The following is a 21,410-nucleotide window of genomic DNA, read 5'->3' on the forward strand; positions in this document are numbered from 1 at the left end:
CGCCGCGTAAGTCCCGTATCGTTGAATGGTGATCAGCAGACGTGATGCCGCTTTGGCCCTTGATATTTCGATGGAAATGGCTCAGCGCCACGGCATTCCGTCCCGACTCTCCGAAGCCGAGCTCCGCGACCTTCAGGACAATCCGCCGGCCTGGCTGGCGCAGTCCCGGGCCAACAGAACAGGAAAGCGACCTGTCTGGGTCCACCTCACCTGCGCCGTCTGCGGCTATTCCGAGGCAGTCCGACCCAAGAAATGGTGGCCGGACTTTTCCTTCGTCTTCTGCGGAACCCACCGGAACAGTGAACTCCCCAAGCTCTTCCTGGGCGAGGTCCGGAGCGAGTACGAAGGCGTCGGCAGCCGCTTTGTCGGCGTCGTGGATGTTCCGGAGAATAAAGCCTAGGCAACCTTCACTGCTGGCCCATTTCCGATGGATAGGCCGTGAGCTGAACAGTTTTGCCGTCCCGTAGTACTGTCAGCGGAAAAGCTTGCCCGATAGCACCCTCGAACAGCAGTTTCTGCAGGCTTTCCGCGCTGGACACGGCCCTGCCCTGCGCCCGGAGCACGAGGTCCCCCGCCAGTAAACCGGACTTCTCGGCGGGCGAATTGGAAATGACCTCCACCACCCTCAGGCCTTCCTTCTGGCCGGTCCTCACCACTGCGCTTGCATCCAGCGGAATTGGGGTGCTCACCAGGCCCAGATAGGCACGGCGCACGCGGCCATCCCTCAGCAGGGAAGCGATGATGCGTTGCGTTGTCGTATTGATGGGCACCGCCAGGCCCAGCCCCAGACCTGCCACGGCAGTGTTGATTCCCACGATGCGTCCCTTGGTATCCGCCAGTGCACCTCCGGAGTTTCCCGGGTTCAGCGCTGCATCGGTTTGGATGACGTCCTCGATGACCCTCCTGTGCTCGCCTGCACGGACAGGGATGGATCTTCCCAGGCCGCTCACCACACCGGCGGTGACAGAGCCGGACAACCCCAGGGGATTGCCCACGGCGACCACCAGTTGACCTACCCGCAGGGAATCGGCGTCGCCCAGCAGGGCCGGCGGCGGTGTGGATTTCAAGCCGCGGACTACGGCCAGGTCAGACAACGGATCTGCGCCCACCAGCTCCACGTCAGTATGTTTGCCATCGGCAAAGACGGCCCTGCCGGACTGGAGGCCGGCCACCACGTGGGCGTTGGTCAGCATGTATCCATCAGCGGTGAAGACCACTGCGGACCCGCTGCCGACCCGGACCTGGCCCCTGCGGCCTGTGCTCATCATTTCGATGGCGGCGACATGGGGTGTCACGGACTCGGCCACCCGGATAACCACTTGTGAGTAGGCGTCCAAGGCTTGCTGCTCATCCGGATCCTGAACGAATTCCGGCTCCATGCTCATTTTGTGCCTCCCGCTGCCTCCGGCGCCTTCCGCCGCCTGCCGGGCGATGCGCCTATCCACTTCAACGATCCACGGAATGCAGGTAGTCCTTGCCGCAGTACGCCTTAGGTGAACGCATCCGGTTCGGGGCACAGGAAAGCCCCTAGACCGCGAGGGTCCAGGGGCTTTCCCAGGGGTGGAGATGGGGGGAATTGAACCCCCGTCCGATGTCGTGTTGTCAGGGCTTCTCCGGGCGCAGTTTGCGTCGGATTTTCTCGGCCCCAGCCATCCTGCAAACAGGTAGCTGATCCGGGCCCAGTCATCTAAGAGTCCCGTTTACCTCAATGACGAAGGCAAACAGCAGTGGCTATCTAAATGACGCCAGGAACCGGGGCGATAGCAACCCCGGGCTGACGGACTGTCTTACTGCTTAGGCAGCGAGAGCGAAGTCAGTGCGCTTAGATTCGGCACTTATTGGTTTGCAGACAGCGTTTACGAGATAATTCTGCATCCTCGGCCCGCTTCACCTGTCGCGACTAACATCGTCGAAACCGATCATCCCCGTATTTTGTTACCAAACCCGACAGAAGGGTCAATCTCCTGTCGGACTACTCATCATAACGCATCCAGCAGGCAAGTAATTCCCACTTGTACACGCACGTGCCTACCGGCGGTTGCGTTCACGCAGCTCGCGGAGGGATTCACGCTTGTCCTGCTGCTCACGCAGGGTCTGCCTCTTGTCGTAGTCCTTTTTACCGCGGGCGATGGCGATCTCCACCTTTGCCCGTCCGTCCAGGAAATACAACTGCAGCGGAACTACCGTGAAGCCGGACTCGCGGATCTTCTGCGAGATCTTGTCCAGTTCATCGCGGTGCAACAGGAGCTTGCGACGCCGGCGCGCGGCATGGTTGGTCCAGCTCCCCTGGTGATACTCGGGGATATGGATACCTTCCATCCACAACTCGTCGTTGTAGAAGGTGCAGAACCCGTCAACCATTGAAGCGTGGCCTTCGCGGAGGGACTTCACTTCTGTCCCCATCAGCGCGATGCCGGCCTCGTAGGTATCCAGGATGAGGTAGTTGTGCCGGGCCTTCCGATTGGTGGCCACTACCTTACGGCCACTTTCCTTGGGCACGGTAGAACTCCTTATTAGTTGCGGATTTGAACCAGTGTACGCCAGAGCGGGCCGTTTCCCGGACCCTAGAGAAGGGTCATGGGATCCACCGCTGTACCGTTCAGCCAGGTTTCGAAGTGCGCGTGGCAGCCTGTGGAGTTACCCGTGCTGCCCGAGTAAGCAATGAGCTGGCCCTGCGCGACCCTCTGCCCGTTCGCCACCACGATGCTGCTGTTGTGGTAGTAAATCGTGGTCAGCGAGTTGCCTTGCACCACACCGTGGGACAGCTTGACGCGCCATCCACCGCCGTCGGCAGAGTTCCAGCCTGAGTTGAAGACCTCACCTGCGGCTGCGGCGTAAACGGGAGTCCCGCAGGGGGCGCCGAAGTCGATGCCGGTGTGCATGTAACCGCCGGTGCCGTAGAAGTCGATGGTGCCGGGCGGCGTCGCGCGCCATCCGAAGCCCGAGGTGATCGGAACATAGCTGGCGAAGGGATGGCGCAGGCCGAACGCCGACGGCGAACCGGCAGCCGGCGGAACATAAGGAGCTTCAGGAGGTGCCGGGCGTCCGGCGGCAGCGGCTGCCGCAGCGGCCGCGGCTTCTGCTTCGGCGGCGAGCCGGCGCTGCTCCGCTTCCCAGGCTTCCCGCAGTTTGCGGTCACGCTCGACGATCTCGGCAGCAACAGTGTCCTGTTCCGCCTTCACCCGCGCGAGGTTCGCTTCAATCCCCGGCTTGGCCGCTTGCAACTGTCCGTTGAGGCGCGTGGTGTCCTCGATCAGCTTGTCCACTTCAGCCTTCTTGCTGGCTGCCTCGTCCCGTGCTGATTTCTCCCGCTCAAGTGCCGCGTCTGCCTTGGCCTTGAGATCCTGGATTTCTTCCTCGACCGCCACCAGTCGCGCTTGCGAGTTCACGTTGGTGGCGTTCTGCTGGGTCAGTTTGGTCATGGCCGCGTTCTGGCTTCGCATGGCCTGGTCAGCGAGATCCATGGACTCGGTCAGGTTGCCGGACTCGCTGGAACCGAACAAGAGGGCGACATTCGTGGGCACGCCGCCGGACTTGTAGGCCTGCGACGCGATCTGCCCGATCAGCTTCTTGGTATCGGTAATCTTCTGCTTGTCGTTTTCCAGCTGCTCGGTGATCTTGGCCTTGTTCTGCTGGGCGAGTTCCACCCTGGCGGCCAAAGCCTCCACTTCCTTGACGGCACTCGCAACGCGGCCCTGCGCTTCAAGCAAAGCCTGCTGGGCGCCGGGAAGGCGGCCCTGGTAGATCACAAGATCGCCGGCGGCTTTCGCAATATTCGAGTCGACGAACTCCAAGGATGCCTGTACCCGTGCGGCCTCTGCTTCCAGTGCGGCCTGCTGGTCTTCGAGGTTGTCCGCATGCGCTGCAGGCGCTCCCGACAGGAGACTGACAGCCAGCCCGACGGCGAGGACGGCACCCAGCATCCGAGCCTGGCCCGACGCAAAGCGCCGACGCAGGGAGTTCGGGTCCAACGTGGTCATCAGGAATCCTTTTCGCTTGCAGCAGTGGTAAGTCCGAGGGGCATGGTCTTCATGGCTAAACCTTCAGGTATCGCCGGAGAGTCAACAGCGACGAGATCCCCGCCAGGCCCGCGCCCAGGGCGATGAGCACAGGGGCGATCACCAGGACCTGGGTGGAGGAGATAAACGGAGTATTCAGGAATTGCCGTGAAAGGTCGCCGTTGAGCCAGAAGTGCGCCATCAGCCATAGGGTAACAGAGGCCAAAACCGCTCCAACGACGGCGGCTATGACACCTTCAAGGATGAACGGCAGCTGAATCACCGTCTTTGAAGCACCTACCAGCCGCATGATGCCCGTCTCCCGCCGTCGGCTGAAGGCCGATAGTCGGATGGTGGTGGTTATCAAGAGGACCGCGCAGAAAATCATCACCGCGGCCACGCCGACAGCCGCTACCGAGGCTCCGTTCATCCACGAGAAGATCCGTTCCAGGACCTGCCTCTGGTCGCTGACTGTTTCAACCCCTGGCTGGGAGGAGAACGTCTCGCTGATGATCTGGTACTTTTCCGGGTTCTTCATGTTGATACGGAATGAGGCCGGCAACTGGTCCTCTGATACCGAATCAACGATCGGAGAGTTCGAGAACTGTTCCTTGAAGTGCTTGTACGCCTCGGCCTGGGATTCGAACTGGAAATCGTTGATGTACTGCTTCACCGCAGGAGACTCCAACATGGCCTGGAGGTTTTCCTGCTGCTCCTTCGTCGCCGGTCCCGACGCGCAGCCGACCGCCGTCGAACCGTCGTTGCAGAGGAAGACCGCCACCTGGACTTTGTCGTACCAGTAGCCCTTCATCTGGTTGATCTGCATCTGCAGCATTCCCGCCGCACCAACAAAGGTCAGCGAAACAAAGGTCACGAGCACAACGGAAATAACCATGGACAGGTTTCGGCGCAGACCACTGCCGATTTCCCCGAGGATGAAAAGGAGCCTCACAGCTGTGCCCCCTGCGCGCGGTCGAGTTCTTCGCCGCTGGCGTCCCGCAGCCGGCGCGATTCGCCGACTACCGGAATCATCGACGTGTACAGGGCCTTCGCTTCGTCGCGAATGACCTTTCCGTTTTTGAGCTCCACAACGCGGCGGCGCATTTCGTTGACAATGTCGTCATCGTGGGTGGCCATGACCACAGTGGTGCCGTTCTGGTTGATCTTGTCCAGGACGCCCATGATTCCCATCGAGGTAATAGGGTCCAGGTTTCCGGTCGGTTCGTCGGCAAGGAGGATTCCCGGACGGTTGACGACGGCGCGCGCGATCGCGACCCGCTGCTGCTCGCCACCGGAAAGCTCGTGCGGCATGCGCCGTTCCTTGCCTTCAAGGCCCACGGTCTTCAAGACCTCGGGGACCGTTTCGCGAATAATGGAGCGGCTCTTCCCGATGACCTGCATGGCGAAGGCGACGTTGGCGAAAACGTTCTTTTGCGGCAGCAGGCGGAAATCCTGGAACACGACGCCGATCCCACGGCGCAGCTTGGGCACACGCCAACTCGAAATGTTGGCGACATTCTGGCCGGCAACGTACACGGATCCGGCTGAGGCCTTGTCTTCCTTGAGGATCAACCGCAGGAAAGTGGATTTGCCCGAACCAGAGGCGCCCACAAGGAACGTAAATTCGCCTCGGTTGATCTCAAGGCTGACAGAATCGAGCGCCGGTCGGGCATTCTGCTCGTAGACCTTGGTGACATTCTCAAATCTGATCATGGCCCTTAGTACCCCGCCGGACATGACATGAGTCGCCCAGTCCAACAGCCGGAGCGCGGGCTTTCGATGGGGGAAGTGAGAGCACCGGCCACTCGACTATACGCACGGGTAAGCCAGCATTACGGGGCTTTCGGGGGCGTGTCGCGTAATAAGGGCCGAGTCTGGGAGCGCTCTGCCAGCCTCCTGCTAATTGGCTGGCTGCTGCGTATTACTGGTTGGCCGCTGCGTTGCGGTTACCGGTGCGCCAACGGATGCCGGCGTCGATGAAGTCATCAATGTCGCCATCCAGCACGGCCGAAGTGTTGCCCACTTCGTGTTCGGTCCGCAGATCCTTGACCATCTGGTAGGGGTTCAGCACGTAGGAGCGCATCTGGTCGCCCCATGAGGCTTTGACGTCCCCTGCCAGTGCCTTCTTCTCTGCGTCCTGCTGTTCCTTCTTAACCAGGAGCAAACGGGACTGCAGCACGCGCATGGCGGCTGCCCGGTTCTGGAGCTGGGACTTTTCGTTCTGCATGGAGACCACAATGCCCGTGGGAATGTGGGTCAGGCGTACTGCGGAGTCAGTGGTGTTAACGGACTGCCCGCCCGGGCCGGAGGAACGGAAGACGTCAACCCGGATCTCGTTGTCGGGTATTTCGATTGAATCCGTCTGCTCGATCAACGGGATGACCTCAACGGCTGCAAAGGATGTCTGCCGGCGGCCCTGGTTGTCGAACGGACTGATGCGCACCAGCCGGTGAGTGCCCGCTTCCACACTCAGGGTGCCGAAGGCGTAGGGGGCCTTGACCTCGAACGTGGCGGACTTCAGGCCGGCTTCTTCAGCGTAGGACGTGTCCATCACCGTGGTGGGATAACCGTGGCGTTCAGCCCACCGCAAGTACATTCTCATCAGCATCTCGGCAAAGTCGGCTGCATCGACTCCACCCGCTCCGGCCCTGATGGTCACCACGGCTTCGCGTTCGTCGTACTCGCCCGAGAGCAAGGTGACTACCTCAAGCTCCGCGAGGGCTTTGCGGATGGACGCCAGCTCTTTGGCGGCCTCGGCCATTGAGGCTTCGTCGCCTTCATCCTGCCCAAGTTCGACCAGGACCTCGAGGTCGTCAATCCGGGCTGCGAGCTTTTCGAGTCGTTCGACTTCCGATTGGCGGTGTGACAAACGGGATGTCACCACCTGGGCCGATGCGGGGTCATCCCAGAGGTCCGGGGCCCCGGCCTGCTCGCTCAATTCGGCGATTTCAGCCTTGAGAGCGTCAACGTCAGTGACGTTTTCGATGGAGCCGTAAGTTGCTCGAAGTGCGCGGATTTCTGCGGGAAAATCTATGTCAGCCATGGTTATCCCAGCGTACGCTATCCATCAGGCTCCCTTGGCTGTCCGGCTTTTGTCCGTAGATTCATTACTGCGTGAGCCTCGACCGCGCCGTCGCCCTGACCTCGACGACGATTCCATCCGGCACCAGGAAGCTGATCACCGGCGGGTGGGCGACGGACCTGAGAACCACCACTGCCGTCCCGCCAGGCTCACTTCCGGTTCCCTCCCCCACTTCCAATCGCTCGTGGCCTGCGAAGGCGTTGCTTTTCCCAAGATATGAGCCTGCAGCCGCCAGCACGCGGTCATCCATCAGAGAAACAGCAGGTAGGCTCCCGCCCTCCAGGTCACCCACCAGGTACGAGTCTGCGGCTGCGAGCGCGGCTCCGTCAGCCAAGGACAAGAGCTTCTTGTGTTCCAGGTACACGGAGGAAGCGGCCATCACCACTGTGGCCAGGAGCAGTGCCAGCACCACATATCCGAGAATCAGCACTGTAATTTGCCCGTCATCGCGGTGGAGGACGCCATTGCGAGGCAGAATGCCAAAGCGATGCGGGCCGCCGTATCTGCGTCCCCCGGGAGGCATGGACGCTGTGAGGGGTCGAGGACTTCTTACGTTTTGTTCCCGGGTCATTGGTAGCGACCCACTATCTGCGTGGCCGAGGCGGACACCTTACTGGCGCTGAGCTTCAGGGTGTCACCAAACGGGACCATGGGAAGCAGAACATCGAGGTGGACAGTAACGGTGACACTTGCCCCTGCTGTCAGACAATTTTCCCGATCACACGAAATCTCCACGGTGGCCTGATCCGGCGTATGCCCGTAGTCGGCCAGCGCCACAATTACGGACTGCTCCGCCGCTTTCCTCGCGCTTGCCGGGTCGTGCTGAAGGACGAAAACTTTCGCGGCCTGGTCGGCCGCTCCGACCACTCCAAACGATGCGCCCTGGATTTGCCCAATGGTCACCACGAAGTAAATCAGTGGCACCATCAACAGGACTGCGAGAAAGGTAAATTCCACGACGGCGCTCCCCCTTTGTCCTTCGATGTTCCGGGCGCGACCTTCGACCGACAGTTCGGATAAGCACAGGACGTAGCACATCCTTAGCCGGAGCGCTTTGCCAAATGAATGTGCCGCTTCAACCAAGAAGGGCGGCATGGCCGTGCACCTCCATCAGGCCTTGAGGTCCAACCAACCCGAGGACCGGCATCGGCGCCTTCACCGTCACCTCCAGCGTGCGGATGCCGTCCATTACCTCTTCGCTCGTGGTGATGCTTTGTGCGAAACCCTCGTTCAGGGCCGCGGTAATCAGCTCCGCCGTCCGGGCTTTTGCCTCCAATGACGTCCGGTCGGCCAGCGCGCCGTACCTCGCTCCCGAAGCTGCAGCGTCAACGAGCGTGTTGCGTACATGCAACACCAGCATCAGTTGAATGACCGACATGCAGAGCAGGGTCAACAGCGCTCCAACCAATACGAAGTCCACCACAGCCGTTCCTTGTTCTCGGGTGGCTCGGGTCGAGCCTGAAGGGCGAAGGACAGTGGAGAACAGGGCCTGCCCCTCCACGCGGCCTATTTGCCCACCTTCGACATGGCCTGAGTGAACAAGTCATTCAAGGCAGGTGTGGCGAGGGCAAGAAGTCCAGCGACCAAGACCGCTGACATGAGTGTGATCATGACCCATCCAGGCACGTCTCCTCGTTCTTGCTCCTCTGGCTGCGGTGCCGCCCGCAAAACGAAGTCAGTGAGCAAAGCCCGCCCCGACACGGTACGGACTGGTGCAATGGGCGACCTGCTGGCAAATGTTTTCATGATTCTCCCCAATAACGGTGATACGGCGTTGTCGCTGTGGTGCTGAGTGACAGTGATGCTGTGTTGTTGCTGTATTGCTGTGTTGCTGTGTTGTGACTGTGGCGCGCTGCTGCTCCCGCTTGTTCCGGGCCGCATTCCTGCAGGAGGAGATGCAAGGGACTAGAGGCTCATCTGCAGGGCTGCGATGGCTGGAAAAGCGGCAAACACGACCGTTAGTGGCAGCACACCGAAGACGAGGGGCACCATCATGGCTATCTCCTTGCGGCCTGCGGATTCCATCAGCTCCCGCTTGGCGGCATCCCGGACATCGGCGGCCTGTGCCCGAAGCACATCTGCCAGTGGGGTCCCGCGTTCGACAGCCACCACCAAGCCATCAAAGAACCTGACCAGTGGTGGTAACTCCGCTCGGCTGGAAAAGGACTGAAGTGCTTCCGCCAGAGGCTTGCCGGACCGGGCATCCGCAAGAATCAGCGCGAACTCGTTGGAGAGTTCCCCTTGGGAGCTACGGCTCACCCGGTCCATCGCGCCCATTGCGCTTTCGCCCGCAGCTACGGCCAGAGCCATCAGCTCAGCAAGGCTTGGAAACTCGGACAGCATCCTTCTCTCACGTCGCTTGATCTGCTGCCCCAGAACCATGTCGCGGAGCACATACCCTCCCAAGGCAGCCCCAACGACCAAGACGCAGGACACCGCCGGATTGAACTGCCCGGATGCCGCGCGTGCTGTGACCACGAGCAACGCCACGACCAGACCTCCGCTGGCCCAAAGGATCTGCTCGACCCTGTAGTCAAGGATCGTTTTGGAGGACCCGGAGCGGGCCAGCTTCTTTGCCGCGACGGCGGAGCCAACGTTCAACCGCGACATGTTTTTCACCGCGTCCCGAAAGATGGGACGAAGGATTCGTTCCAATGGTCCAAAAGGTGTGAGGTCCGGCTCTTGCGCAAGCAGGAGGCGTGACTCGAGGTTCCTGGATTTCAGCTGAGGGCTGATGCGCTCCGTAAAAGTCATTCCCCGCAGGAACGGCAGACGCGTCAGGACGAGCCAGCATCCAATTACAAGGACGGCGCCGAAGACCGCGGCCCAAGCCGTCGACGTACTCATCGCAGAACGCGTTCATCATCAGGCAACGCACCAATTCGAAGCATCAAGGAATAGCAGCACACGGAAACCAGCAAGCCAGCGAGAAGCACCATTGCTCCCACGGTTGAGTTGTAGGCCGGCATCGCTTCCGGACGGCTGGCCATCAACACCAGGACGATCCACGGGGCCGCGACTGCCAACCTCGCAGCGTTGATAGTCCATGATTGCCTGGCTTCCAGCTCACTCCGGGTGCGGGAGTTGTCCCTGAGGAAGTCGGACAAAGTCCCCAGCATTCGGCCCAGGTCGGATCCGCCAACCTCGCGGGTCATTCGAAGGGCTTCAATGATGCGATCGGCCACCGGATCCGCGAGACGGTCCTTAAGCCTGTCCAACGCAGTCTCAAAATGCCCACCGGAGCGGTAGTCGGCACCAAAATCCACGAAAAGCGGCCGCAATTCCTCCGGTCCTTTGGATCCAAGCTGAATGAGCGCTTCAGGCAGGGCAAGGCCTGCGCGAATAGCCGAGCGCAGGTGGTCCACGACATCCGGCCACAACAAGCGAAGCGCCGCACGACGCTTTCGCGCCCTCCGCCTCACGATTGCCAAGGGGGCCCAGGAACCGAACAACCCGAAGCATAGCGCGACCACCGGCGCCCTTGTGATGAGGAAGAAGACCGCCATGACCGCACACCCAAAACCCCCGCAGGTGAGGAGCAAGGCTGATCCTGTGACCTTTTCAATCCCTGCTGACAAAAGCAATTGGTCCAGGCGGCGTCGTTTCTTTTTCCGTGGCCTGGCTGTGGGTTGATCCCAGGTGGACCACCAGATAAGGAAAAGCCCCAAGCCACACAGAATGCCCAGGAGAGGCGGCATCAGTTCACCTCCAACAGCGCGGAGACGTCGAAGCCTGCGCGGGCAAACTTTTCCGCAGCGGGCATCGCGTTGGGCCTCGGCTGCAGTTGGCCTGCTGACATCCCAAAGACAGTGGAGGATTCGATGATCCCGTTTTCAACCCTCCGCCCCAAAGCAAGGACCTCCGTTATCTGCCTTCGCCCTGTCGGATGCCTGCCGCAATGCACCACCAGATCAATGCACGACGCCACTGTGGGGACCACAAAGGCACTGGCAATGTTGGCTCCGGCGAGAAGGGGCAATGTGCAGATCTTGGTTACGGCGTCGTGGGCAGAATTGGCATGCACAGTGCACATACCGGGAAGCCCGGAGTTGAGGGCGATGAGCATGTCCAGGCTTTCGGCTTCGCGGACTTCGCCCACAATGAGCCTGTCGGGCCGCATTCGAAGGGCTTCCTTGACGAGCCGCCGCAAAGGGATTTCGCCCTCACCCTCCAGATTCGGTTGACGGCACTGAAGTCCGATGACATCCCGTAAGGGAAGCTGGAGTTCAAAGATTTCCTCCACCGTGATGACCCGCTCGCGTGAACCTATGTGCGCTCCCAGGCAATTGAGAAGGGTGGTCTTTCCCGCCTGCGTGGCGCCGGAGACAAGAATGTTGAGGCCGCTCGCTACTGCCGCGCCCAGGAACCTCGCAGCTTGTGGTGTCAGGCTGCCGAGCTCTACCAGGTGCTCCAGGCGGCTGGCGCGCGCGGTGAACTTCCTGATGTTCACAGCCCAGTGCCTCCGGGTGATGTCCGGGATTGCCACATGCAGCCTCGAACCGTCCGGAAGTGCGGCGTCCACGAAGGGCGATGACAAGTCCAGTCGTCGTCCGGAAGTTTTAAGCATTCTCTCTACCAGGTCCCGGACCTGCTGCTCACTGAGGCTGATCGTAGTCAGCTCGGATTCACCATTTCGGGCCACGTAGACCTCGTGGGGAGCATTGATCCAAAGCTCCTCGATCGACTCATCGTCCAGAAGCGGCTGCAATGGCCCGAACCCCGCGACAGCGTCGTAAATCAGACGACGCGCCGACTCGAGGTGACCCAAGGGAGGAAGCGGAGCGAGGAGGGCCCGTTCGTCGTAGTCGTTGACTGCCGCGTCCACCAGGCTTCGGACATCACCAGCCTGTTCCAGTGGATCCAGACCACGACGCCGGATGAGCTCCCTGACCTCCCCCTCGACGATCCTTACAGCATCCACAGCTCTCCCCCGATGGTCACGATTGCGTAAACGAGAGGCGCATCTCGAGTGACTTACGCTAAGCGAGCCCAGGGTCCGCCTCAAGTCAGTCCAGACGGCATGTGGATAACTTGGGATCACTGGTCCCGGGGGCATCGTGAATCCCACTAGTCACTCCTGTTTCAGAATGTTAGGGTAAAGCCCGTTAGGAGCTGGCCTTTGGTCTCACGCGCAGGCGCCCCGGAGCTTGTCCCTAAGCCACACCATGCACCGCTGAGCCGCGGTACAGGGCCGGATGTGATGATGAAACGTAAATTTTTGGACCCGGTCGGACGCATCCCCATGGTGCGGGCAGGGCTGGCGCTCACCGTCGCCCTTACGGCAGGCAGTTTCCTTTGCGCGCCCGCATGGGCACAGACTTCCGGTCCGCAGCCGGCGCCCACTTCTGAGGCTCCTGGCGGCGGATCATCTCAGGGCCCCCAGCCGGCTGGGAATGGCCCGGCTTCACCTCCGGTTGAAAGCACCCCACGGCAAGGAAAGCTGCCTGACCAGCAAGCGCCGATCACCGGCGTCGAACTTACACCCGGTGTAGCGTCCCAACCTGCGCCTGACCCTGCCGGCAAAGCCGAAGCGCAGGCCACAAAACCCAAGTCCATGCCTGGTGACGCACCCGACGCCGAGAGTATGAAGGCCGCCATGCGCGCCGCCATCCCGGCCGGCGGCGCGGAAATGGGCCAGCGCTCCCCGAGGGTCGTGACGAACAAACAGGACAAAGAGGCGGCGGCACCGGCCCGAGGCAAGGCCGTAGGAGCAGCGGTCAAGGCCACGGTACCGATGGCGGCAGACACAGGCCACTGGCGGCCCACCATTGGAATCCAAGGGCAGGACGTGAGCGCACACCAGGGCAACGTCGACTGGCAAAGCCAATGGAGCCAAGGCTCCCGGTGGGCCTACGTCAAGGCTTCCGAGGGAAACTACTACCTCAACGAGAACTACACCCAGCAATACAACGGTTCACGGAATGTTGGCATGGTTCGCGGCGCGTATCACTTCGCCATCCCGAACTGGTCATCCGGAGCAGACCAAGCCAGGTACTTCGTAGCGAATGGAGGTGGCTGGTCGGCCGACGGCTACACTCTTCCTCCGGTGCTTGACATCGAGTACAACCCCTACGCGGGCCGGACCATCAACGGCTTCTATTTCGGCAACACGTGCTACGACATGTCCAAGGCCCAACTGGGTCAGTGGGCAGCCGACTTCGGCAACACCGTCAAGGCCTTGACCGGTCGATTCCCCGTCATCTACAGCACGACCGACTGGTGGAATACCTGCGTAGGCAACAGCACCTTTGGGAGCTACCCGTTGTGGATTGCTTCCTATTGGAACAATCCCACCAATTCGCCGGGCTCGCTGCCGGCCAGTTGGAACGACTACTCAATGTGGCAGTACAGCAGCACGGGCCCCTTCGAAGGCGACTCGAACATCTTCAACGGCACCTTTGATGAGCTCCGTACCTTTGCCCGGGGTGTTCCGACCCCTTCGAATCCCTCCATCCGTTCCGGAGCGGATGTGCTTGCGGTGATGCCTTCGGGACGACTCGATAATTTTCCAGCCGACGGCCAGGGACGTATCTCCGGGCCCGTGACCATCGGCTCCGGCTGGGGCAACGCCCTCTCCGTCCACGTCGTTGACTGGAACCAGGACGGAGTCCAGGACATCCTGGCCCAATGGGCCGACGGAACACTCCAGGTTTTCCGCGGCACTTCCGGCGGCGGCTTCAGCACGCCCATCCAAGTGGGCAGCGGCTGGCAGGAAATGTCGCTTGCCACCGGATGGTGGAACTCGAAGGATGCCTTCCCTGGAGTCATTGGCCAGGACGGCAGCGGCAACCTGTACCGATACCAGAACGCCTCGGGCGGTGCTCTGGGCGGCGGTGTCCTGATAGGTACCGGATTCAGTGGGCACCAGTTCAATGTCCTGGACTTTGACGGCGATGGCAGCCAGGACCTCGTCTCCAGAACAGGCGACGGAACGATGCGGTTGTTCCGCAGCAACGGGCTCGGGTCCTTCCTTACAGAGCCGGCACGGGTCATCGGAAACGGATGGTCCGCCATGACTTCAGTCAGCTCCGCAGCGGGCTTCAACGGCTCCGGCTCGCAAGGACTGCAGGCACGTGCCGCCAACGGCGATCTCTACTATTACCCTGCGGTGAACGGCTCGTGGGGTAACCGCTTCCTCACTGGTCTCGGCTGGAACGATGCCCTGCTCATTGGTGGTGCCCCGGTCAACGTCGAGGCAACACTGGGCGTGGATGAACCCGATGTCCTTGCCATCCGGCAGGACGGCAATCTTTACCGGTATGCGGGCTCAGGTTCCGGCGGACTCACCTCTCCCGAACTGATCGGGAAACAATGGACGGGATTGAAGGCGGGCTTCCTTACTGATTGGAATGGCGACGGCGCATTGGACATCCTTGCCCAGTGGAGTGACGGCCGGCTGACACTCTACCCGGGCTTCAAGGGGGCCGGCTTCGGCTCTCCCATCAGTCTGGGTACAGGCTGGCAGGACTGGACGCTGACCGTCGGGACGTGGAAGAAGTCCGATCCCCGGCCAAGCATTGTGGGATACGACCCCGCAGGCCGGTTGTTCCAGATCGGCAATCCATCAGGCGGGGCACTTGGAACGCGCACCCAGATCGGGACCGGCTGGTCAGGGCTGGACATAGTCCAGATGGATTTCGACAAGGACTCAAACGCCGATCTCCTGGCTAAAACCGCTTCCGGAGACCTCATGCTTTACCGGTCGACCGGTACCGGGAGTTTCATCCCGGAAGCTCCGGCAGCCATCGGTACAGGGTGGAATGTCATTAACAGCTTTGGAGCAATCCGAGGATTTGCTGGAGCGGGTTCAACCGGCATCATAGGTCGAACAACTGGCGGGGAGCTCCGCTATTACCCCGTTGGGCAAAACCGTGCATGGGGTCCAACCAGCGTCATCGGATCCGGCTGGACAGGGCTGAAGATCCTCTCCCCCGCATCCAGGTAGCGCCAGGCAGCCAACAAACGTCGACTGGCGAAGGACCCGCAAACTCCACAACGGAGCGAGCGGGTCCTTTCTGTTTTTCGTAGCAAAGCATCGCAAATGAAACAAATGATGTTCGCTTCATTGGATAGGCCTCATATTCCGGATTGCGTGATCTAATGAAGGTGGTCTCACGTATTGGCTGTTCAGCGCAATGGGAAACGGGCTTTGTTTGGGGGCAAACGAAGGTCACCATTCCGCACAATCAAGGAGTGATCTTTCATGGCGTTTACCGTTTCTACGGCCAAGGTCAGCATTTCCCCACCGTTGGATGTCAACCCATACATGGCGGGGTACGGGACCCTCGACGGTGGTCGCGAGGCTACCAGCAGTGCACCTTACGAATCCCTGTGGGCCAGGGCCATAATCCTCTGGGAAAACGGCTCGCCCAACCTGATCATGAGCGTGGACATCCTGGCGCTGCCGCACTCACTCCATCAAAGCGCCCGGGCGAGAATCCTCCAGCTCGCAAACTGGAGCAACGGGGACATCCTGATCCAATCCACCCACACACATAACGGGCCGGTGGTGGTTGATACCCTCCACCCGTTCATGTGCTACGGCCTGTCGGATTTGTCCATGGTGGAAACGTACAGCCAACAGCTCGAAGACGACCTCGTGGATGCAGCCCAAAAAGCGCTCAACAACGCCCAGACGGCAGTGACTCTCGACTACAAAGTCACCACGGCGAGTATCGCTTACAACAGGGCAGGTCTGCCGTACCTGGAAGACACCGTTCCCGTTATCGTCGCGCGTCGGGCAAACGGCAAAGCGAGGGCGGTCATTTTCAATTACGCATGCCACCCTGTAGCTGCCGGCATGCGCACACTCTTTGACGGTGATTTCCCGGCGGGGGCCTGCAACTACATCGAGAACAACAACACGAACTGCTTTGCGCTCTTCCTCCAGGGAGCGGCCGGAGACCAGAATCCCATGGGCGAACCCAGCTGGGAACTTCGCGACGAGTATGCCACCAAACTGGGTTCGGCCGTCTCGATTGCCATGCAGACCCCCGGAAGGACCATCGGCAGCCCTCTCCAGACGAGCTATCAAGAGGTACAGATTCCCCTGGACATCACGCCCACAGCCGGCAACCTGGCGGCCGTGCGCGCGGCCTACGCGTCCAGGCTGCCCAACCTGGATGGAAATCCGGCCTGGTATGGACGCCACGCCCAAGTGATGATCGGACGGATCGACAGCGGAAGCTACTCCACCTCCGTCACGTGCCCCTTCCAGGTTTGGAAATTCGGCGGCAGCCCACAACTCAAAATCGGCATAGTGGGCGGCGAACTCGTCAGTGGCTATGCAGCGTACTTCCGGTCAAAGTACGGCGGAGCCAATGGCGTCATTGTGGGCGGCTACGGCAACGAATCCTGCTACTACCTGCCCAGCGCCCAATTCCTGCCTCCCTATTCGGTGGGCGGCAGTTACGAGGGCGGATGGGATCCTGACTACCCTGGAATCGCTGGCGGATCCATGACCGTCTACGGCCACATCGGCCACTTCCTCGGCGGTACTGGTGGCGTGGAAGCCACTGTCATCAACACTCTGAACTCAATGCTCGCCTAGGCAGGCATACTTCCGTCGAAGGCCTTGGCCAACAAGCCAGGGCCTTCGACGTACCGCAGCACGTCCTGCGGACCTCTGCCGCGCAATTCGTAGCGGTATCGATACCCAATTCGCCGGGCAATCTGTTGACCCGGCCATTCGCTCCGGACAACCATGGAGCTGGAGGCCACGATGCGATTTCATAACCTTGCAGCGGTAGCAGCAGCTGTGCTGCTGCTTGCTTCGGGCTGTTCCTCAGCTCCAGGAGCAACACCTTCGAGCACTGCGCCTTCCACATCAGCCCCCACGGTCCCGACGTCACCGTCCCAGTCCGCACCGCCGTCGGAAACTTCTGCTGAACCCACCAGCGGACAGGGACATGGCGGCGGACAGGGACAAGGCAGCGGGCAGGGCGCCGGCGACCCGGACGACTCCGGCCGGTTTTCCTATACCTGTACCAGTCTGAACGCAGTCCCCGAGACCACATTCTCAAGCCTGGCGGAAGTCTGGGCCTCATCGGGTTACCTGCGGCTGGACTCATGCACAGCCAACTACGACGGGCCGCAGCCCTATGAGCCCACAGATGACGAGGCCCATGTCATTGCCGTCGCGGCGCCCGGAACGGACCCCGCACAAGGCCTGGACAGCTACCTGGCAGCACTGGGGCTGTGTACCCGCGTCAGCGATGATTCTGCTTCGGACATCTTCGGTGGAAGCAGCCGGCAGTTGCTGAAGGCAGCAAGCGAGCTGTGCCCCAAAGCGCCCCAGGGAAAGATCATTGCCCTATGGGCTGCGGGTGCCCGCGCTGGAGACGGTCAGCATGTAGTAGGCGACGGCGGGCTGGCACCCGGAAACTTCCACCTCCGGAAGACGCCGCCGGAAGGCTGCACGTGGAGTGTCAAGGGACCAGATGGTGGTCAGAAAGCGGCCGGAAACGCTGCCGAAGGCCAAAGCGGAATTCTTCTTGCAGAAAAAGACGTCTTAAGTAGTGACAAATGCGGAATTTGGGAGAAGATGGAGTAATGCAGCCGGCAACGGCTGGGGCGAAAATCCAACTGCATGCGGAGCTGGGGAGCATCCGAATGAAGTGGGGATCCCTCGGTGGATATGCCAAGACGCGCTGTCGTCCAGTTTGGCCTTGCCGGTCTCGTTCTTACGGGCTGCTCTGTCCAAGTCACGCAAAATGTTGAGCCGTTCAGGCTGGGCGTAACGAATGCCGGCGATGCCGACACTCCTCGTCCCGAAAGACCTGAACCGGTAAAAAGGTACAAGTTCGACTGCCGCGGAGCTGATGGAAAATCGCTCGCGGTGTTGTCGAGCCTTCCCGAAGTCTGGGCCAATACCCAGTACAAGAAGTTTGCCGATGTCCGCGTAGCTTACGTCGGCCCGCAGCCCCAGGTTCTCGAAGCCGAGGAAAACGCAGCCGTCAATGTTGCCATTGAAGCCGGCGCATCCGGTGGGCGGGCGGACATCTGCCTTGCAATCGTCAAGGCATGCACCCGCAGCAATCCTCCGACGATCAGTACCGCACTCTACGGGCTGGGCGGGGCACCGATAGTCAAAGGCGCACTGACGCTGGCCCCCATGGCGCCGCAGTCGGCAGTGCTGACCAAGTGGCTGAAGGAAGTGGCGTAATGGAACAGTCCACAGCCCGGAATTTATCCCAACGCCTGCTGCGAGGCAGGAAGCTGACCACAATCGTGGCCGCTGCTGCCTTGGCTGTCGCCGGAATGACCGCTGTCGTTTCCAGCACCCCGGCCTATGCCGACCAACAACGTCAGGTGGTAGGCACAGGCCTCACCAAGCCTGCCGGAACGGTAGTCGATCCCGTCGGTAAAGTATGGGTCTCCGACAGCGTGGCAGGCTTCTGCCGCATGAGCGATCCAGTCAATGGCCAGCCCGGCACCGTGGAAAAGGATACCTGCCTGGGCGGCTCCTTGGCCGGATCCCAACAAGGCCCGAAAGTACCGGGCGTCGCCACCATCCTTGATCCCACGCCTTCCTCGGCAGGCAGTGGAGACGAGACGGCGTTCATCCCGGATTCATCGGTGGGAAGCTCGCATGTGGTGCGTGCCGTATGGAGTCCCGCACTGGATCTCTTCGAGTACAGCAGCACGCTGACCATCCTGGATGGCGACGTCAGGCCGAATGCCGTCAGCGACGGCCCTGACGGCAACATCTACCTTTCGTTTGCGAATGCCCGTTCGATCATCAAGATTGTTGATCCAACCATCAAGCATCCCAGCATCGAATCCATCGCCTCGGTCACCACGAAAGCCCTGGGGCTGGTAGCGGCTGGTTGGGACAGCAACGGACACGTCAGCGTATACGTCCTGGAAACCACCGGGATGCGGGCCTTCTCGGCTCCCGACGACGGCGACATGACCAACTACGTGCCACTGGCCTCCTACAATGTCGGTGTCGCATCGTCGATCTTCTACGACTACGACGCCCACATCATCTACACGGGCACAAGCAGCGGAGCCACTGCCGCCGATGCAGGCAAGGACAAAGTTTCCCGCCTCAATCTCAGCACCGGGACCGTGGACAATTCCTGGGCTTTGGGCTTCAGCAAGATCAGCGGCCTGGGCATGCGTGCCGGACAGTTGCTGGTACTGGATGATGCAGGACAGCTGAACAACCCACCGGCCACCGGCCAAGGAAAGATGAGCCTCCTGGGTGGAGTCGTAGCCCAGATTACCTCCGGCCCAACGCTTGCCAACGGTAGCCAATCGCCTAATCCGGCGTTCACCAACGACACCACACCCACCTTCGGTGTCAGCGCAGACCCCAGTGGCAGTGCCCTGGAATGCTCAGTCGGCGGCGCATGGACAGATTGCACCAGCGGCACCTACACCTCAGCTGTTCTGGCAAATGGGCCACAGACGTTCTCCGTCCGGCCTGCACCAGGAGGCGTTCCCGTGTCCCGCACGTTTACCGTAGACACAGTGGCACCTGCCGCTCCTGTCTTCACAGCACCGAACAGCGGACAGGTGGTCAACGGCAAGCCCGTTCTCGGCGCGACGTTCGAACCCGGAACTACACTGAGTTGCTCCGTTGATTCCACGGCTGACGCTGACTTCAAGGCTTGCGTGCCGGGCGATACCTTCACGCTGACCACGGAGGGTGCACACACGTTGCGGATCAGGAGCACGGACCCCGCCGGGAACGTCGGCCCTGCTGCTGCTTTGACCGTGACAGTGGATCTGACGGCTCCGCAGGTTGCGATCACCGCTCCCGCCAGTGGTGCCACGGTGGGTGCCGGGTACCAGTTCCAGTTTGCTTCCACTTCGCCGGACATTGCCGGATTCCGTTGCCGGTTGGGAACAGATGCCTTCACTGAATGCACCTCCCCCAAGGTTTACGCGGACATCGCCAATGGCCCGAACAGGTTCGAAGTTGAAGCCAGGGACAAGGCCGGAAACACGACGGTGGCCGGTGTGAACTTTACGGTCTTCGTCGCCGACACGACACCGCCAACCGTGACAGCAGATCCCGTCGCGGGCACCTACGGTCCTTCCAGCAAGATCGCTCTCACCGCAAGTGAGGCGGACGCAAAGATCTACTACACAGAGGATGGCAGCACACCTACCACTGCCAGCACTCTGTACACGGCTCCGATTGCGATGGGCAGCAAGACCCTCAAGTACATCGCAGTGGATGCAGCGAACAACGCCTCCGCACCCCAGACACAGGTGTACGTGCTGGATAACGTTGCGCCGGCTGTTACGGCCAACCCGACCGGAGGCAATCTGGCCCTGGGACAGAGCGTCACTTTGACGACGGAGTCCGGAGCAAAGATCTACTACACGACGGATAACACCACTCCGACAGTTGCCAGCCAGGTAGCCACCACGACAGTCACGATCACACCGGCTGCAACCACCACGGTGAAGTACTTTGCCGTTGATGCTGCAGGGAACCAATCGGCAGTAGCCTCGCAGACCTACACCTTGCCTGCAGCTCCCGCCAACACTTGGAAGGACTACAACTCCGATGCCAAGAACGATGTCCTGGCCCGCGATTCAGCCGGAACACTGTGGCTCTACCCGGGCAATGGCACAGGTGGATGGTTGGGCAAGGTCAACACCGGTACCGCATGGAACAACTACAACCTGATCGTTCCAACCCGGGACTTCAGCGGCGATGGACGAAGCGATGTCCTCGCCAGGGATGGCGCCGGACAGCTGTGGCTCTTCAAGGGCAACGGAACCGGCGGTTGGCAGCCGGCCGTGTCAGTAGGAAGTGGCTGGAGCGGAATGACGGCGATCGTTGCCCCCGGAGATTTCAACGGTGATGGCAAATCCGACGTCCTCGCCAGGGATGCGGCAGGCGTGCTGTGGCTCTACAAGGGCGACGGCCTCGGTAGATTCACAGCAGGTTCGACCCAGGTCGGGGCCGGCTGGAACGTCATGAATACCCTTTTCAGCACCGGCGACTTCAACGGAGATGCCAAGACCGACGTGATTGCACGCGATACCAGCGGCGGGCTTTGGCTCTATCCCGGCAATGGCACTGGCGGCTGGGGCACCCGCACCCAGATCGGCAGCGGTTGGGGCGGCATGACGGCGCTCCTCGGACCAGGCGATTTCAATGGCAACGGCAAGTCCGATGTCCTCGCCCGGGATGCCAGCGGCAACCTCTGGATCTATCCGGGTAATGGCACCGGCGGGTGGCTTGCCTGGAGCCAGGTAGGCAACGGTTGGCAGGGATTCACCTCCCTCCCATAGCGGATCCAGCCGCCCGGCTTGCCGTTTCGAGGGGTGCATCGGAGAATATCCGGTGCACCCCTTTCGTTGGC

At 61.1% G+C, this 21,410-nt stretch carries 19 protein-coding genes and 1 other RNA gene; 6 read left to right on the forward strand and 14 right to left on the reverse strand.

What is annotated here, in order from left to right; all coding sequences use genetic code 11:
• Nucleotides 1-25 precede the first annotated feature (25 nt).
• On the forward strand, nt 26-400 hold the full coding sequence (locus ACNAOU_RS14590; protein ID WP_026266935.1) for a hypothetical protein: 375 nt from the start codon (nt 26-28) through the stop codon (nt 398-400).
• Between the two features lie 7 nt (nt 401-407).
• On the opposite strand, the gene ACNAOU_RS14595 is transcribed toward ACNAOU_RS14590, so the two are convergent.
• The 14 genes from ACNAOU_RS14595 to ACNAOU_RS14660 form a co-directional block, all read right to left on the reverse strand.
• The gene (locus tag ACNAOU_RS14595; protein ID WP_156369763.1) at nt 408-1,379 is read right to left on the reverse strand and encodes a trypsin-like peptidase domain-containing protein; all 972 of its coding nucleotides are present in this window, start codon (nt 1,377-1,379) and stop codon (nt 408-410) included.
• 179 nt (nt 1,380-1,558) lie between these two features.
• Nucleotides 1,559-1,927: a transfer-messenger RNA gene (gene ssrA, locus ACNAOU_RS14600) on the reverse strand.
• A gap of 101 nt (nt 1,928-2,028) precedes the next feature.
• Complete coding sequence (smpB, locus tag ACNAOU_RS14605; RefSeq protein ID WP_018776399.1) at nt 2,029-2,499, reverse strand: SsrA-binding protein SmpB; 471 nt, start codon at nt 2,497-2,499, stop codon at nt 2,029-2,031.
• Between the two features lie 65 nt (nt 2,500-2,564).
• Nucleotides 2,565-3,980: a M23 family metallopeptidase gene (locus ACNAOU_RS14610; RefSeq protein WP_018776400.1), complete on the reverse strand. Its 1,416-nt coding sequence runs from the start codon at nt 3,978-3,980 to the stop codon at nt 2,565-2,567.
• A gap of 55 nt (nt 3,981-4,035) precedes the next feature.
• Nucleotides 4,036-4,950: a permease-like cell division protein FtsX gene (ftsX, locus tag ACNAOU_RS14615; RefSeq protein ID WP_018776401.1), complete on the reverse strand. Its 915-nt coding sequence runs from the start codon at nt 4,948-4,950 to the stop codon at nt 4,036-4,038.
• Nucleotides 4,947-5,711 carry a cell division ATP-binding protein FtsE gene (gene ftsE, locus ACNAOU_RS14620; RefSeq protein ID WP_018776402.1) on the reverse strand — a complete coding sequence of 255 codons (765 nt, stop codon included), beginning with the start codon at nt 5,709-5,711 and terminating at the stop codon, nt 4,947-4,949. The genes ftsX and ftsE overlap by 4 nt, the downstream gene beginning before the upstream one ends.
• 208 nt (nt 5,712-5,919) lie before the next feature.
• Nucleotides 5,920-7,041: a peptide chain release factor 2 gene (gene prfB / locus ACNAOU_RS14625; RefSeq protein WP_018776403.1), complete on the reverse strand. Its 1,122-nt coding sequence runs from the start codon at nt 7,039-7,041 to the stop codon at nt 5,920-5,922.
• 64 nt (nt 7,042-7,105) lie between these two features.
• Nucleotides 7,106-7,516: a pilus assembly protein TadG-related protein gene (locus ACNAOU_RS14630; protein ID WP_275779946.1), complete on the reverse strand. Its 411-nt coding sequence runs from the start codon at nt 7,514-7,516 to the stop codon at nt 7,106-7,108.
• 131 nt (nt 7,517-7,647) lie between these two features.
• Nucleotides 7,648-8,037: a hypothetical protein gene (locus tag ACNAOU_RS14635; RefSeq protein ID WP_345799333.1), complete on the reverse strand. Its 390-nt coding sequence runs from the start codon at nt 8,035-8,037 to the stop codon at nt 7,648-7,650.
• 118 nt (nt 8,038-8,155) lie between these two features.
• Complete coding sequence (locus ACNAOU_RS14640) at nt 8,156-8,503, reverse strand: TadE/TadG family type IV pilus assembly protein (protein ID WP_422757131.1); 348 nt, start codon at nt 8,501-8,503, stop codon at nt 8,156-8,158.
• An 83-nt stretch (nt 8,504-8,586) separates the two neighbouring features.
• Nucleotides 8,587-8,826 (reverse strand): hypothetical protein, encoded by a 240-nt coding sequence (locus tag ACNAOU_RS14645; RefSeq protein WP_110503932.1) that lies wholly within the window; start codon nt 8,824-8,826, stop codon nt 8,587-8,589.
• Between the two features lie 159 nt (nt 8,827-8,985).
• On the reverse strand, nt 8,986-9,927 hold the full coding sequence (locus ACNAOU_RS14650) for a type II secretion system F family protein (protein ID WP_422757132.1): 942 nt from the start codon (nt 9,925-9,927) through the stop codon (nt 8,986-8,988).
• Nucleotides 9,924-10,778: a type II secretion system F family protein gene (locus ACNAOU_RS14655; RefSeq protein ID WP_110503930.1), complete on the reverse strand. Its 855-nt coding sequence runs from the start codon at nt 10,776-10,778 to the stop codon at nt 9,924-9,926. Before ACNAOU_RS14655 ends, ACNAOU_RS14650 begins: the two co-directional genes overlap by 4 nt.
• Nucleotides 10,778-12,001 (reverse strand): CpaF family protein, encoded by a 1,224-nt coding sequence (locus ACNAOU_RS14660; RefSeq protein WP_079580559.1) that lies wholly within the window; start codon nt 11,999-12,001, stop codon nt 10,778-10,780. Before ACNAOU_RS14660 ends, ACNAOU_RS14655 begins: the two co-directional genes overlap by 1 nt.
• Before the next feature lie 633 nt (nt 12,002-12,634).
• On the opposite strand from ACNAOU_RS14660, the gene ACNAOU_RS14665 reads away from it, so the two are divergent.
• From ACNAOU_RS14665 to ACNAOU_RS14685, 5 genes are all read left to right on the forward strand, one after another.
• A complete protein-coding gene (locus tag ACNAOU_RS14665; RefSeq protein ID WP_422757134.1) occupies nt 12,635-15,025 on the forward strand; it encodes a GH25 family lysozyme in 2,391 nt (796 codons plus the stop codon).
• A 258-nt stretch (nt 15,026-15,283) separates the two neighbouring features.
• Complete coding sequence (locus ACNAOU_RS14670; protein ID WP_018776412.1) at nt 15,284-16,630, forward strand: hypothetical protein; 1,347 nt, start codon at nt 15,284-15,286, stop codon at nt 16,628-16,630.
• A 171-nt stretch (nt 16,631-16,801) separates the two neighbouring features.
• Entirely contained in the window at nt 16,802-17,632 is an 831-nt protein-coding gene (locus ACNAOU_RS14675) for a hypothetical protein (RefSeq protein ID WP_422757135.1), read from the forward strand.
• Between the two features lie 285 nt (nt 17,633-17,917).
• Nucleotides 17,918-18,244 carry a hypothetical protein gene (locus ACNAOU_RS14680; protein ID WP_018776415.1) on the forward strand — a complete coding sequence of 109 codons (327 nt, stop codon included), beginning with the start codon at nt 17,918-17,920 and terminating at the stop codon, nt 18,242-18,244.
• On the forward strand, nt 18,244-21,339 hold the full coding sequence (locus tag ACNAOU_RS14685; RefSeq protein ID WP_193589764.1) for a chitobiase/beta-hexosaminidase C-terminal domain-containing protein: 3,096 nt from the start codon (nt 18,244-18,246) through the stop codon (nt 21,337-21,339). Before ACNAOU_RS14680 ends, ACNAOU_RS14685 begins: the two co-directional genes overlap by 1 nt.
• Nucleotides 21,340-21,410: the final 71 nt, after the last annotated feature.

The organism is Paenarthrobacter sp. C1 (assembly GCF_049315185.1).
GTDB classification, from domain to species: Bacteria; Actinomycetota; Actinomycetes; order Actinomycetales; family Micrococcaceae; genus Arthrobacter; species Arthrobacter nicotinovorans.

Excerpts from the sequence above, each read along its gene's own strand:
- ACNAOU_RS14590 (WP_026266935.1), top strand. The coding sequence starts at position 26 with ATGGTGATCAGCAGACGTGATGCCGCTTTGGCCCTTGATATTTCGATG.
- ACNAOU_RS14595 (WP_156369763.1), bottom strand. The coding sequence starts at position 1,379 with ATGGAGCCGGAATTCGTTCAGGATCCGGATGAGCAGCAAGCCTTGGAC.
- ACNAOU_RS14610 (WP_018776400.1), bottom strand. The coding sequence starts at position 3,980 with ATGACCACGTTGGACCCGAACTCCCTGCGTCGGCGCTTTGCGTCGGGC.
- ftsE (WP_018776402.1), bottom strand. The coding sequence starts at position 5,711 with ATGATCAGATTTGAGAATGTCACCAAGGTCTACGAGCAGAATGCCCGA.
- prfB (WP_018776403.1), bottom strand. The coding sequence starts at position 7,041 with ATGGCTGACATAGATTTTCCCGCAGAAATCCGCGCACTTCGAGCAACT.
- ACNAOU_RS14645 (WP_110503932.1), bottom strand. The coding sequence starts at position 8,826 with ATGAAAACATTTGCCAGCAGGTCGCCCATTGCACCAGTCCGTACCGTG.
- ACNAOU_RS14650 (WP_422757132.1), bottom strand. The coding sequence starts at position 9,927 with ATGAGTACGTCGACGGCTTGGGCCGCGGTCTTCGGCGCCGTCCTTGTA.
- ACNAOU_RS14655 (WP_110503930.1), bottom strand. The coding sequence starts at position 10,778 with ATGCCGCCTCTCCTGGGCATTCTGTGTGGCTTGGGGCTTTTCCTTATC.
- ACNAOU_RS14665 (WP_422757134.1), top strand. The coding sequence starts at position 12,635 with ATGCCTGGTGACGCACCCGACGCCGAGAGTATGAAGGCCGCCATGCGC.
- ACNAOU_RS14670 (WP_018776412.1), top strand. The coding sequence starts at position 15,284 with ATGGCGTTTACCGTTTCTACGGCCAAGGTCAGCATTTCCCCACCGTTG.
- ACNAOU_RS14675 (WP_422757135.1), top strand. The coding sequence starts at position 16,802 with ATGCGATTTCATAACCTTGCAGCGGTAGCAGCAGCTGTGCTGCTGCTT.
- ACNAOU_RS14685 (WP_193589764.1), top strand. The coding sequence starts at position 18,244 with ATGGAACAGTCCACAGCCCGGAATTTATCCCAACGCCTGCTGCGAGGC.